Raw genomic sequence first — 14240 nt, 5'->3', positions numbered from 1 at the left:
TGCTGCGCAAGGTTTGCTTTTAGACCAGGGAGTTGATAGGGTATGCATTTTTACGATCAATTCCGGTAGGTATAAACAGGAGACATGGATTTAATGGCTGGCCACGATAGAAATCATTTTGCTGTATCTTTTTTTTCCTGTATTTTTTCTTGCGCCGTATTGCTTTTTTCGCTGGTTTTTTCATCCGTTGGGCATGCCGGTCAATGGCGGGTCGCGCCGGTTCGCATTACGCTGGACCAGCGGGCGGCAAGTTGTGTCATCACGGTTCTGAACGACGGCGAAGACACGGTGAACCTGCAGGGCAAGGCGATGGTCTGGACCCAGGATGCCGATGGAAAAGATGTTTATGAAGAGACCGGGGATCTGATCTTTTTCCCCAGGATTCTCATGCTGCATAAAGGCGAACAGAAGATCATCCGCGCCGGGATAAAAGCTCCGGCAAGATCCAGGGAAAAAACTTATCGGTTGTTTCTGGAGGAGATTCCTCAAGCCAAAGCCGATACTTCGGACGCCACCCAGTTGACGGTGGTGATTCGTTTCGGTATCCCGGTGTTCGTCAAGCCCCTCAAGGAGGAGCCGGCCGGCGAACTGGTTTCCGCAACCCTGGAAAAAGGGGAACTCAGCGCCGTGGTCGCCAATACCGGCAACACCCATTTCAGAATCACCGATATAACGGTCAAGGGTACGGATCAGGCGGGCCGTGAAACCTTTTCCGAGAAACTCAACGGCTGGTATCTGCTGGCCGGGGCTCGCCGTCAATATTCGTTGGCGGTTCCTGCCGAAAAATGCCTCGCAAGCGAGCAACTCGATATCTCTGTAGTTACCGATTCCGATATTACGATAAATAGGTCTATGGATGTGGACAAGGCGCAATGTCAGCCATAAATTGCGGTTTTTTTTTCGCATTGTCGGCCTGCCGGGATTTTCGATTCCCATGTGCTGCATGGTCGTTGTTCTGCTGGTTGCAGCGCAATGTGCCTGGGTAGATGCCGCCGCGGCTTCCGCTGAGCAGCTTATCGTCAGAATTGTTCTGAATCAGGAGCAAAAAGGGGACTTCTTCGTCGCAAAGATGGAAAATGGCGACTTTCTGGTTGCCATCGAAGATCTGGAAGATATCGGGGTCAGGTTGCCACGCGACCTGATGGCGAAAGCGGTGGAAGGATCGCAACTCGCGCTGCGCTCCATACCCGGTTTGACGTATCGTTTCGACGAGGCGACCTTATCCCTTGAACTGACGGCGGAACCTGCGCTGCTCGGTAGAAAAATCATCGACTTTAAAACAAAGCGCAAAGAGAAGGTCTATTATCCGCACGATACCAGCCTGTTTCTCAACTACGGCGCAGATTATCGGGCCGCCGATGGATTCACCTTTTCCAGCTTCAATTTAACCAGCGAAGTCGGATTGCGGACCGGTAAAGCGCTGATCCTTTCCGATGCCGTTTTCATACGGGATCAAAATCAGGACAAATTCATACGTTTGCAGACCCGGTACACCCACGATGACCGAAGCACGCTGCGACGGTTCATAGTCGGGGATTTTTTCGCCTCATCGGGGGAGCTGGGCAGTAGTGTCAATGTCGGCGGACTCAGTCTGCGCAAAGTCTATCGCATGGATCCCTATTACGTTTATTATCCGACCCTCCATTTTTCCGGTCAGACGGCCTTACCATCCGAAGCAAAAATCTATCTCAACGACATGCTGATAAAAACGGAAAAGCTCTCCCCGGGGGAGTTCGAGCTGAGAAACCTCACCCCGTATGGCGCGGCTGGCAAGGTTGATGTGGTGCTGCGGGATGCCTTCGGAAGGGAGCAGCGCCTGAACTATCCGTTTTATTATGCGGATACCGCGCTGCTTAAAGAAGGGTTTCATGAATACAGTTATAACCTGGGTTTTACCCGCGAGGATTACGGCAGTCGGGGGAATCGCTATGGCAAGCTTGTTTTCTCCGCCTTTCATCGCTATGGTGTAAGCGAATCGCTGACCGTGGGCGTTCACGGGGAAGGTAAGAGCGATTTTTTCAATCTGGGGCCGGAGTTGACTTTTACCATGGCCCGGGCCGGTATCTGCTCTTTGTCTCTGTCGGGCAGTGTCGATAAGCATTCCGGCAACGGCGGGGCGGGGATCGCCAGCTACGCTTACCAGGGATTGCACTTCGGATTTAATCTTTCGCTGGCCGGCTATACCCGGGATTACAGGAATGTTGCCGATACGCAGACGGATGACAAGACCAGGTACAGTGCCTCTTGCGGAGTAAGTTACGGCAATCGCTTGCTCGGCACCCTGTCGTTGGATTTTGCCGCGATCAGGCAATACGCAGGGGATGACAGGGATCAGGGCTCGGTCAGCTATACCCGCAGTATTACGTCGCAGGTTTCCGTTTCGACCACCTACCGGAAGGTCCGGGAAGACGGCGATGATGCGGATGAGTTTCTCATTGCGCTCAATTTTACGCCAAAGCGCGGTCTTTTCGTTTCGAGCCGGTACGAGCAGACCCAAGACAGCAAGGATGCCATACTCTCCGTGCAGAAAAACCCCCCGGTTGGCGAGGGCCTCAGTTATCGGGCCCGTGTCAAGCGATCCGAAGCCGATAGCGGGACGACCTGGCAGGTCAACCCGCACTTGCAATACAACGGTCGTTACGGCATCTATGAGGGGGGCTACGAAGAGCGGATCACCGAGGACCAACGGGAGAGTCAGTACCAACTGTCGGTGGCTGGCGCTCTGGTCTATGTCGGCGGGACTTTTGGCGCGACCCGGCCCGTGTATGACAGTTTCGGCCTTGTGCATGTCGGCGACGTCGAAGGGGTGAGGATTCGACTCAATTCCGAAGAGGTCGGAGAGACGGACGCTTCAGGCAATCTGTTCGTTCCGAACCTGGGGTCGTACACACAAAATCAAATTGGAATCGAGGCCAGGGATATTCCCATGGATTACTATCTCTCCAGGGTCGAGAAACTTGTTTCGCCGCCTTTGCGCAGTGGTTCGTGTATCCCGTTTGTGGTCAAGAGGATGCAGCCGATCTTCGGCCAACTGGCAATACGGGTCAACGGCGAGTTGCGGCCGGTCGAATTTTTGGAAGTTACCTGCACGGTTAAAGACAGGACCTTTGTTTTTCCTACCGGGTCGGGGGGCGAATTCGATATCGACCTGACTCAGTCGGAGGCTCTCAAAGGGATATTGGCGTCCGAGGAAACCGGCTGTTCTTTTGCCTCCGAGTCCGAGAACAGTTTTCTTGAGCCGGGAACCTATCAGGCCGCGATTCGCTATGAGGGACGCCGGCGGGCGTTTTGTCTGACCATTCCCGATACCGACGACCCTTTCATCGATCTTGGGCAAGTGATCATTGAGGAGATGCATTGAATGAACTCCAGGAAGCGATATGCCGGAATAAGTCTGCCTGGCTTATTTATAAGGAGGATGGACGGGATGAAAACCCTGTTGCCTGTTTTGACCATCATTGTGCTGCTGTTTGCCGTCGACGCTTATGCGTTTCACTGTGAGGTGACCACCACGCCCGTCAGTTTCGGTGCCTATGACGTTTTCTCTTCTTTCTCTCTGGATACGACCGGCAGAATTTCCGTTTCGTGCAACAATCCCGAAAAAAAACGGATGCCCGTCACCATTTCCATCAGTCGAGGCGCAGCGAACAGTTTCTCTCCGAGGCAGATGCGACGGATCGGCGGGAGTGATCGTATGGATTACTATCTGTTTGTCGATGCGTCCAGAACGGCCGTCTGGGGCGATGGAACCGGCGGCTCATCGACCTATGTCGGCATGATCGATCGGACCTCGCCGCTTAATGTGCCGATCTACGGCCGGATTCCGGCAAGACAGAACCTGCGGGCGGGGTCTTATCAGGACATTCTGGTGGTGACGATTGATTGGTAATCCGATCGACGGCGGTAACTTGGCATGCAGGCAACAAGCCTTTGCTTTAAATCCTGAAGGTTGTGTGATGAAAACTGAAATAGTTGTAGCAATTGTTATGGCGATATTGCTTTCTCCAAGCTTGTCGGTGGCCCAAAATACAAGTATTTCCAAATCCGAATTAAAGAAGTGCATAAATTATTACGATAAACTCGAGGAAAAAGAGGGTAATATAAACAGACTTGAGTCTGTATTGGATGAAGCGGAAGCGATGGCTAATTCATTCGGCAGAAAAATGAAATATCTTCGTAGCCAAATATCCACAACGATAGGCGCCAAAAGAAATAATTTAATAAACGAGTATAATAAGCAAAAGCATAATAGAAATAAATTTGTCCATGTCTATAATCTAGCTTTGGATAAACATGAGAAGAGAGTCGAGCAATACAATCGCATTCTTGGGACGTACCAAAGTCGGTGTGAAAACGTTTCCGTATCGAAGGCCGATTTTGAGGAGGTCTGTCGAGGAAAAGTTGGATTCTGTGATGTTTTCAGATAGAAATCAGGGATAGTGGCAGAATTCTTCAGTGCCTTGATGTGCTGATGTTTTCAGCCGTCAGCCATTATGGCTATAATTCTTGACCCGCAGAGAAATTGGATACCATGACCCGAGAACCCTCTTGTCCTATTCGTAAGGTTTTACAGACTCTCGACAGCGAAATCCTGCAAGGCAAGGAGCGGGCTTTGCGCCTGTCCTTTATTGCCCTGTTGGCCGGCGGGCATGTGCTGATAGAGGATTTACCCGGACTGGGAAAAACCACTCTGGCTTTGGCGCTTGCCTCGGTTCTGGGCTTGTCGTTCGGCCGCGTTCAGTGTACCAGCGACCTGCTGCCTTCGGATATTACCGGTCTGTCCATTTACGATCGCGACAGCGGTCAGTTCCGCTTTATCAAGGGCCCGATTTTCAACAACATCCTGCTTGCCGACGAAATCAATCGCGCCATGCCGAAAACCCAGAGCGCCATGCTCGAGGCCATGGAGGAGCGGCGGGTGACGGTAGAAGGGACCACCCACCCGCTGCCGGATCCGTTCTTAGTCATCGCCACCCAGAATCCGGTGGAGCAGATCGGCACCTATCCGCTGCCCGAATCCCAACTCGACCGTTTCCTGCTCGTTACCGGGGTCGGTTATCCGCCTGAGAATCTCGAGAAGGAGATCATCCGCAACGGCGGTCTCCACGATCAGATCCGCCATCTGGATTCGCTTTTGAGTCACGACGAGTTGTTAACCGCCCGCCGGAAAGTGCGCGAGGTGCAGCTCGGAAATAAGCTGGTCGATTATATTTTTGCCCTGGTAGCCAAGACCCGCGAACACCCCTACCTGATTTCCGGCCTGTCGACTCGTGGCGGCCTCAATCTGGCGGCCGCTGCCCGTGCCGCCGCATATCTGGACGGGCGCGATTACGTCATTCCCGAAGATGTCCAGTTGCTGGCGGTACCGGTCGGCGCTCATCGCCTGCTTCTGCGTCCGGAACACGAATCCTTGTCGAAATCGGAGGTGTTGCGATCGATCGTCGACAGCGTACCGGTGCCCCGCGCCTGAAACTCACCAAAGCTGGGGGACTTTACATCCTGCTGACCCTGCTGCTGGGGTTTGGCGCCGTCAATACCGGTAATAATCTTATGTATCTGCTGGTTTCGGCTTTGCTGGGTTTTATGGCCGTATCAGGCTGGTTGGGGCGCAGTAATCTGGCCCGGCTGGGAATCGGTCTGCAGTTGCCGGAAGAAATTTACGACGGCGTCGAAACCCTGGCCACGTTACGGTTACAAAATCGACAGCGCTGGTTGCCCGCGTGTCTGCTGCAACTGTCTTTTGCAGATGCCCAGACCTCCTGTCCTTTGCTGATGCGAGGGGGAAAGACCAGACTTTCCCTGCCGGTGGTCTTTCACGGGCGCGGTGTTCAGGTTGTACCGGTGGTTAGGGTGTATTCCACCTTTCCGATCAATTTTTTTGTTCGGTCCCTCGATTTTCCCATGACCGCGGAGGCTCTGGTGTTTCCCCGACCGAGGTCTTTACGGTGGCCGTCTGTTGCCACGGTGGGCGGCCTGCAGGGCGATCAGACCAGCGACCGGGGTTATGAGGGAGATCTGACCCGCATTGGCGATTATCGCGGCGGCGAACCCCTTAAAATGATTCACTGGAAAATTTCGGCCCGGCAGGATCAGCTCAAGGTTAAGGAGATGTCTTCTCTTTCCGCGTCTCCGCTGGTCATCGAACCATTGCGTTTACCCGGCCTTAACCTGGAACAACGCCTCGGTGCGGCCTGCTGGCTGGTGAAGACTTTTTGTCGACAGGGTCGTAGCGTCGGCTTAAAATTGGACAAACTCTCTATACCACCGGCCTGTGGCCGGCAACACCGACTGCGCCTGCTTGGCGCTCTGGCACGTTATGGTTCCGATACGTCGTCTGCTTGATCTGTTTACTTATGCCGCCTGCCTGTTCGGGGTGCTGCCGTTGTACGGTTTTCTCGGACTTTCGTCCAAGATCCTGTTCCCGGTGGCTTTTGGGGCCGGTTTTATTTGCGATTGGCGGCAACGCTATTTTTTGAATCGGTGGTTAGCCACCTTGTTGTCGATATTGCCTTTCGCCTTCTACGGTCTTCGCCTGAGCTTGAACAATGTGGTTGATCCGGCTGTTAATGTGCTGGTGATGCTGCTTGCCGTTCGTCTGCTAACCGAAAAACGACCGCGCAACTATCTACAGATCTTTGCCCTGGCTATTTTTACCTTGGCCGGGTCCTCCTTACTGTCTCTCAGCTCGCTGTTTATGCCGGCTCTGGTCCTGCAGATGGTCAGTATTACCATCGGTCTGGTCTTACTGACTTTTCATGCCAGCGATGACCGGATGCGGCTTTCGGCGGGCAGCTTGCGTTCCCTGTTTACCGTTAGTCTGGTGTTGCCGATCGGTTCGTTGTTGCTGATGCTGGTCCTTTTTGCCGTGTTGCCGCGTACCCAGTATCCTCTGTGGTCATTTCTCAACCCTGGACAGAAAGCGGTCAGCGGTTTCAGCGAAAGCGTGCGACCCGGTGCTTTTGCAAGTAATGCAGCTTCCCATGTGCCGGTCTTTCGTGTCGAATGCGAACCTCTGGCGCAAGAAGACCTCTATTGGCGTGGTATCGTGCTGAACATCGCCGAAGGTTCCAGTTGGCGGCGGGAGTCGCCACCGGCAGGGGAATGGCTGCGTTTGTCCGGGGGGCGGCAGGTGGTCCAGATCTTTTATCCGGAAACATGGCAGGATGGCTACCTTTTCACCCTCGACCCGACCAGCCAGATCAGCGACCTTCATGTACACAGCAGTGTCGATCTGGTTCACCATGTGAACAAATACCGTAAACGACCGGCCAGTTACAGGGCGATTTCCCGCGTTGGAGCCGTTCTGAATGCCAGCGGAGTGAACCGTGAGTTTTACCTGCAGCTACCGCCGACTGTTTCCCGGCGATTGCGCGACACCGCAACCGAGCTGGCCTCCGGTGTCGATGATGCAGCGGATAAAATCGCGCGCACCCAGGAATTTTTCCGGCGCCAGCAACTGGTTTATGCCAATAGCGATCTACCCGGACCTGAACGGCCGCTGGAAGAATTTTTGTTTGGCAAACGGCGCGGATATTGCGAATTTTTCGCGAGTTCTTTTGCTTTGCTGTTGCGTCTGGAAGGGGTACCCACCCGCCTTGTAGGTGGTTACCATGGTGGTATCCGTAACGAAATGGCCGGATATTACGGCATCACCAGCGATATGGCCCATGTCTGGGTCGAGGCGCTGGTGGACGGTTGCTGGCAGCGTATCGACCCGAGCAGTCTGGCTGTTAATGCGGCCACTGCCGCCATCGCCGGTCGTGGTAATAATCCGGGATGGGGGCGGCGCATGCTGGATGCCGCTGATTTTTACTGGAACCGTGCGGTTATTTCTTATGATTTTGAACAGCAGTTGCAGTTGGTACAAAACACGGCCTTCAGGGTCCACGGAATACCTGACGGGCGCAGGTTGTTCTTCATCGCCGGGTGGTTGCTTGCTGTTGTCCTGGGGGTGATCGGGGGATTCAGGCTGCTGGGTGTGTGTAGCTTATCCAGGGAACAGCGGCTGCTGAGGCGTTTTCAGCAGATGCTGAAACGGCGTTTCGGAATGACGCCGATACCTGACTCCGCCGGCCTGCAGACCGTTGCCGAACAAACCGGCGATGCACGTTGCATGGAGTTCGCTGTGATCTGGTGCGGCGCCGTGTATCGTGATCGACCGTTGCAGGCTTCCGAACGCAAGCGCCTGCGGCGACTGCTCAGAGCGTTACGGCGGGATTGAAGAGCTGCGCGCTTCCGTTAACGGCAGGGGGCTGTCCTGTAGAGCAGCCATGGCAATGGTTCCGGTCTTTCCAAAAGTTTGTTGAAAAATGGATCATCAGGTCAACATCGCCAATATTTTTTGGAATGGAATCTCTCCCAGGGCACCGAAATCCGGATGCCGGCTAAGTTTGGCGCGTGTGGCGGCCGGGCTGCTTATGCCGCAAAGGAAGCGGGCTAACTGGCGCGGATGGGATAGGGCCGGATGGTTTTCGGCCCGGACCCGCCGACCGATTTCGGCCTCGGCGGTACCCGGAGCAAGGGGGGCGGTGCGCGGCAGAGGTTGCCTCTCTCCCCCCTGGCAGCGGCTGCAGTCGTTGCAATCGGCATCGGTTTTTTCACCGAAATAATCCAGCAGCTGGCGGGTCAGGCAGCTTTTTTGTTCGGCATATGCGAGAACCCCATGCAGCCGGGAAATATTGCGTCGTTCCCTCTCCGCAAAGGTTTGCTGCAGATCGGCGATCAGCTTTGGGGAGTCGATGTCCGGGGTCTGGAACCGGTATCCGTGCCGCAGGCCGGTGACCTGAGTCGTCAGATCGCCTTCTTCTTCCAGGTACCCGATGGCGGCTGTAATCCGGCTGCGGGGCTGGTTCAGTTCGGCAGCGCTTTTATCGGGGGTAAGGTGGGACCAGATCCTGCCGGGCCGAGCTGTAGCGAAGAGATCCCGCAAAAAGGCGCCGCGTTGCGGATCGAAGCCGGCGATGATCTTGTCGGGACTGCGGTTGAAGCGAACCTTGTAGCTGTCGTAGAAAGGTCCGGTAGCGCGCAGTACGCCGTTCAACTCCAGGTAAGTGAAGATGGTGGCGATAACAAGCGGACGAATATCGAAACGCCCGGCCAGCTCGTAGTGGGAGACGCTGAAGGTTTCGCTCTGGTCGAGCAGGTACTCCACCAGCGAGGCGAGGGCGTCGGGAACGGGCGTGTCGCCGTAACTGAAGTTGGCCAGCACGGTCAGGTCGTCCGCACAGGCGAAAATTTCGCAGTGGGCATCATTGCCGTCGCGGCCGGCGCGCCCGATTTCCTGCATGTAATTTTCCAGGGTCTTGGGCAAGTTGTAATGGTAGATGGCGCGGATGTCCGCCTTGTCGATTCCCATGCCGAAAGCAATGGTAGCGACGACCACGTGCAGATCGTCGGCCATGAAGGCATTCTGCACTTCCGTCCGCTCTTCGGTTTTCAGGCCCGCGTGATAGGCCCGGGCCCTAATCCCTTCGTCGGCAAGAAATGCGGCGATTTGCTCGGCGGTTTTTTGCAGGGTGACGTAGACAATGGTCGGTTCGACCGGTCGTTGCCGGAGGCGTTGCAGCAGCTGTTGACGGCGTTGCGGGGCCGGGCAGGGAGAAACGGTCAGATGCAGGTTGGGGCGGTGAAAACTGGTCTGGATCTGATCGTTGTCGGCAATATGGAAGGCCCGGCGGATATCGTCGGCGACGTCCGGTGTCGCGGTGGCGGTAAGGGCCAGGACCCTGCCGACCTTCAGTTCTTCCGCCATGCGGGCGATTTTCAGATACTCGGGGCGGAAGTTGTGCCCCCACTCCGAGATGCAATGGGCTTCATCGACGGCCAGTAAAGCGATGGGACGGCCCTGAAGACGGTGCAGGAAACGCTCGTTGGACAGTCGTTCGGGGGCGATATAGAGAATCTTGAGGCTGCCGTCGGCCAGATCGCGATAAATGGTCCGTATTTCGTCGGCACCGATACTGGAATCGAGGCGGGCGGCCATGATTCCGCGCTCCCGTAATGCGTCGACCTGATCTTTCATCAGCGCGATCAAAGGAGAAATGACCAGGGTCAGGCCGTCCATAAGTAAGGCCGGTAATTGATAACATAGGCTTTTGCCGCCGCCGGTAGGGAAAATCGCCAAAGCTGAATGCCCCGCCAACAGGCTGTCGATGACGGCCTCCTGCCCCGGCCGAAACGTGGAAAAACCGAACTTCTCCTGTAGACAGCGATGAATTGTCTGTGCCGGCATATTCCCCTCCGATGCAGTCATCTACCATTCTGGATAGAAAATGTGTTTTCGTTAATTAGGCACTAAACCATAAGGGCAGATAAAAAGAAAGCCTGATTTACCCGTTCGTGGCCAAGTTGCAGTTTATTCGAGGCCTGGCGGATAGGGCAACCCTTATTCCGCAACGATCCGAAATCCGAAAAGGCAAATGTCCGATGGAGGTTTCGGTGTCGCCAGTCGCGCAGGCCAAGCCGTGTTCATCGGGCAGGCGGTACGGTTTGAAGTCGCTGAGTAAAAGACCTCTTGTGCAGAGCGGCGGAAGCCTGTATCTTGCGCCTTTGCGGAATCCATGGATGTAACTTTAATATCGACAGGCAAAATATGAAGCAACCGGATGTGATCGTCATCGGCGGTGGTGCCGCCGGCATGATGGCTGCGGGACAGGCTGCCCAAACGGGCTGCCGTACCCTGCTGCTGGAAAAGATGCCCCTGCCGGGGCGCAAGCTCGGCATTACCGGCAAGGGGCGCTGCAACCTTACCAATGTTGCGGAGATCCGCGAATTTATCGAACATTTCGGCCCATCCGGGCGCTTTTTGCGCCAGGCCTTCGCGCGGTTTTTCAATCGCGAATTGATGGATTTTTTTGAAAACCTCGGTCTGGAACTGGTCACCGAACGGGGCGGACGGGTGTTCCCTGCCAGCGGTAAGGCCGGCGACGTGTTGAAGGTCCTGCGCAAATGGTTGCAGAACAGCGGCGTCGCTATGGAAACCTCGGCCAGGGTCGATGCGTTGGTGATCAAGGACGGTCGTATCTCCGCCGTGGTATGCGGCGGACGGGAGATCCCTTGTCGTGCGGCGGTGCTGGCGACCGGCGGTGCCTCTTATCCGGCCACCGGTTCAACGGGAGATGGGTATGCCTTTGCCGAAGCCGCCGGCCATCGCATCATCGATATCCGTCCGGCACTGGTTCCCCTCGAAACGGCCGGTCCGGCCGCCGGAGCTATGGCGGAACTTAACCTGCGCAACATCAAGGCGCGACTGTTCATCGACGGTAAAAAAGCAGCAGAAGATTTCGGTGAACTGGTATTTACCGAGTTCGGCGTCACGGGCCCGGTCATCCTGACGCTCAGCGGTCTGGCCGTGGACGCTCTACGCAGCGGTCGCAAGGTGGTTTTGGCTCTCGATCTCAAACCGGCCCTCGACGAGCAAAAACTCGACCGGCGGCTGTTACGCGACATCGATGCCCGTGGCAAGGAACCGCTAGACAGTCTCTTGAGGGGTTTGCTGCCCCGTCAAATGGTGCCGGTCTGTCTGGACCTTGTCGATCTTCCTGCGAAACGCACCGCGGCCACACTGAACGCCAAAGAGCGTCAGAGACTGCGCCTGTGGATCAAGGATTTTCGTCTGGATGTGACCGGGTTTCGCCCTTTTTCCGAGGCTATTGTTACCGCCGGCGGGGTCGATACCCGGGAGGTCGATCCCCGGACTATGGAATCCCGCCAAGTCAAAGGCCTGTATCTGGCCGGCGAACTGTTGGATCTGCAGGCCGACACCGGAGGTTACAATCTGCAGGCTGCGTTTTCCACAGGCTGGCTCGCCGGGCGCTGCGCCGCCGAGGCGGTATCCGAACTGACGGAATAATTTGTAGTCGAAACCCGGTCCGGGTTCTCATAAACAGTTGCAGATCAAAGGCCTGGCGGTGCGTATCGCCAGGCCTTTGGGCCTGCTCCCTTCATAGAGTCCACCGTGCGGATTGCATTACACACTCATTTACCGATCAGCTAAACCCTCCGGTTTTCATATTTTAAAAGGTTGCGTCTTCCAGCCTTCAGCAGGGAGTTGTCGACGTCCTTTCGCGCTTTCCTTTTGTTTCATCCTTCCTGAATTCACACCTAGACGGGGATCAGATGCTTATGGTGTCGGCCCGGGCATTTGGGTAACGGCTGCTGGTTTTTTCCTTCTATAGCCGCTGTCATCAGGTTTTTGTCCCCGACGAATATTTCCACCAGCCTTCGGTTTCGGTCTTTATGGCCTTTATTCTACCGCAAAAAGCTTTGACATCAAAATATCTGCATGACATTATCGTGTCTGCGGGGGGCGGAGTCGGATCTTTTCATGCGGCCCGGTCTGCCGGATGGGATCGTGCGCGGAAACAAAAAACGGGTCTTCGTTAAGTGGGGTCGATCATGACGGTCAACCGCACGCATATCTTTACCAAACCATAGCTTCGAGGTGAGCCCATGAAATGTGTGATCTGTGAGATGGAATGCGATCTGGCAGAAGGCGAAATCGGTAGCTGCGGCATGTATGTCCGGACTGGCGGGGAGATTCGGGAACGGTATCCCGACCGGTATCTCGCCGCGGTCGATACCGCCATCGAATGCATGCCCATGGTGCATTATCACCCCAGAGGTAAATTCCTCCAGGTGTGCACGGTGGGGTGCAATTTCAACTGTCAGGGTTGCGTTTCGGAAATCCTGACCGATCATTTTTGTGCCATCGAAGGTGCTTTTCAGGAACTGTCCCCCGAACAGGTCGTCAGGAAGGCTCGGGAGCAGGATTGCCTCGGTGTCATGTTCTGTTTCAATGAACCGACGGTTTCCTATTTCACTTTTCGCCAGCTTGCCATTTTGGCCCACAAAAACGGACTGCTGGTGGGATGTTCAACCAATGGATATATGACCGAACCGGCTCTGTACGGACTGATCCCGTTTCTCGATTTTGTGAATATCGGTCTCAAAGGCGCTTCGCGAGAGGCCTACGCAGCCTGTGGCATAGATCGGTTGACTCCGATCTGGCGAAATCTTACCGACCTTTACCGGCATGGGGTGTATGTCGAAGTATCGGCGATTTATCGAAAACACGGCGAAGCCGAACTGAGCAAGGTGGCCGAATTTCTCGCCTCCCTGTCCAGGGATATTCCTCTGCAGGTGATGCGTTTCATTCCCTTCGGGGATGCTTCCGCGGCGATGGAGCCGAGTGTTCGGGAAGCCGAGGCGGTATGCCGCCAATTGCGCAGGCAGCTTCGTTACGTATATCTCTTCAACTCGCCCGGAACCGAGGATCTCAACAGCCATTGTCCCGATTGCGGCGCAAAAATTATGCAACGGGGTTTTTTCGGACCCATGGCTTCCAATCTCTTTGACTATCAGCCGCAGGGACGCTGCCGTTGCGGATTTCAATTGCCTATCCAGGGAAGCATCCACACCGGCCCCGTAACGGAGAGGGGGTATTTTGGCGGGTACCGGACCATCAACGCTTTAAAGATGATTCGTGCCATCCTGGGGACTATCGGGGTGACGGACAAAGCCCGGATCGATGCCGTTCTGATCAAAGTTCTCAAGGAGGATGTCATCAAGCAGCTTTATGATCGCCTCAACCGCGTCGATTCTTATTTCGACACCATCGATTATTTTGCCTCCCTGACCGGTCAGGAACATCGCGCCACGGCATTCCGGGATTATGTAAGCTCCCGCTTGGCCCGTATCGAAGACAAAATCCGCAGGCTGGAAAAGCCGTCGGTGTACAGCTGTCTGGGACATCCTTTGATTGCCGTGTTTGAGGAAAAAATGGAAGCACGGCTGATCGAGACGGCAGGAGGGCAATTGACGAACCGGCAGCTGAATCAGGACAGCAGGCCCGGGGTCACGCTTTCGCAAGAGCAGTTTTGCCGCATGGCGCCGGATACGATCATTGTCGCGGATGCCGCCGCCTGGCCTCGCCAGGATTTTATCGCCTATTGCACCGAGCACCACCTGGATGTTCCGGCGGTAAGGGCGCAAAAAATCTTTCACCTGCACCCGTTTCGTTCCTCCACCAATCCCGATTGGATTCTGGGACTTATGCGTCTGGCCAATATCATCCATCCGTCCGTTTTCGGATTCGATCTTCGCAAGGAAGCCGACGATTTCTATGGGGAGTTCTACGGTATCCCTTTCAGCGAGGATTTTAACCTGGCGTTTTCGCACCAACGTTTGAACAACACATCGGAAAACCACGATTCGGTAACGATCCATACAAGGAGATGATC

At 55.2% G+C, this 14240-nt stretch carries 10 protein-coding genes; 9 read left to right on the top strand and 1 reads right to left on the bottom strand.

The window, feature by feature from the left end:
* The first annotated feature begins 84 nt into the window (after positions 1–84).
* From PCAR_RS11320 to PCAR_RS11290, 7 genes are all read left to right on the top strand, one after another.
* On the top strand, positions 85–885 hold the full coding sequence (locus PCAR_RS11320) for a fimbrial biogenesis chaperone (protein ID WP_081425061.1): 801 nt from the start codon (positions 85–87) through the stop codon (positions 883–885).
* Positions 857–3361, top strand: coding sequence for a fimbria/pilus outer membrane usher protein (locus PCAR_RS11315; RefSeq protein WP_011341809.1), 2505 nt, complete (start codon positions 857–859; stop codon positions 3359–3361). Before PCAR_RS11320 ends, PCAR_RS11315 begins: the two co-directional genes overlap by 29 nt.
* 66 nt (positions 3362–3427) lie before the next feature.
* Positions 3428–3889 carry a Csu type fimbrial protein gene (locus PCAR_RS11310; RefSeq protein ID WP_011341808.1) on the top strand — a complete coding sequence of 154 codons (462 nt, stop codon included), beginning with the start codon at positions 3428–3430 and terminating at the stop codon, positions 3887–3889.
* Positions 3879–4427, top strand: a complete 549-nt coding sequence (locus PCAR_RS11305; protein ID WP_148204336.1) for a hypothetical protein — start codon at positions 3879–3881, stop codon at positions 4425–4427. Before PCAR_RS11310 ends, PCAR_RS11305 begins: the two co-directional genes overlap by 11 nt.
* Before the next feature lie 104 nt (positions 4428–4531).
* The gene (locus PCAR_RS11300) at positions 4532–5470 is read left to right on the top strand and encodes an AAA family ATPase (RefSeq protein ID WP_011341806.1); all 939 of its coding nucleotides are present in this window, start codon (positions 4532–4534) and stop codon (positions 5468–5470) included.
* 80 nt (positions 5471–5550) lie between these two features.
* On the top strand, positions 5551–6342 hold the full coding sequence (locus tag PCAR_RS11295) for a DUF58 domain-containing protein (protein ID WP_011341805.1): 792 nt from the start codon (positions 5551–5553) through the stop codon (positions 6340–6342).
* Complete coding sequence (locus tag PCAR_RS11290) at positions 6317–8221, top strand: transglutaminaseTgpA domain-containing protein (RefSeq protein ID WP_011341804.1); 1905 nt, start codon at positions 6317–6319, stop codon at positions 8219–8221. The genes PCAR_RS11295 and PCAR_RS11290 overlap by 26 nt, the downstream gene beginning before the upstream one ends.
* Before the next feature lie 96 nt (positions 8222–8317).
* Here PCAR_RS11290 and PCAR_RS11285 read toward each other — a convergent pair whose 3' ends face one another.
* The gene (locus tag PCAR_RS11285; protein WP_011341803.1) at positions 8318–10231 is read right to left on the bottom strand and encodes a RecQ family ATP-dependent DNA helicase; all 1914 of its coding nucleotides are present in this window, start codon (positions 10229–10231) and stop codon (positions 8318–8320) included.
* A gap of 360 nt (positions 10232–10591) precedes the next feature.
* Between PCAR_RS11285 and PCAR_RS11280 the strand changes: the two genes are divergently transcribed.
* Positions 10592–11851 (top strand): NAD(P)/FAD-dependent oxidoreductase, encoded by a 1260-nt coding sequence (locus PCAR_RS11280; RefSeq protein WP_011341802.1) that lies wholly within the window; start codon positions 10592–10594, stop codon positions 11849–11851.
* A 599-nt stretch (positions 11852–12450) separates the two neighbouring features.
* Positions 12451–14238, top strand: coding sequence for a radical SAM protein (locus PCAR_RS11275; RefSeq protein ID WP_011341801.1), 1788 nt, complete (start codon positions 12451–12453; stop codon positions 14236–14238).
* Positions 14239–14240 lie beyond the last annotated feature (2 nt).

Origin of the sequence: Syntrophotalea carbinolica DSM 2380 (assembly GCF_000012885.1) — a bacterium.
Classification (GTDB): Bacteria; Desulfobacterota; Desulfuromonadia; order Desulfuromonadales; family Syntrophotaleaceae; genus Syntrophotalea; species Syntrophotalea carbinolica.
Note: the sequence above shows the minus strand (reverse complement) of the source record. Positions and strands in the feature narration are given on the sequence as shown.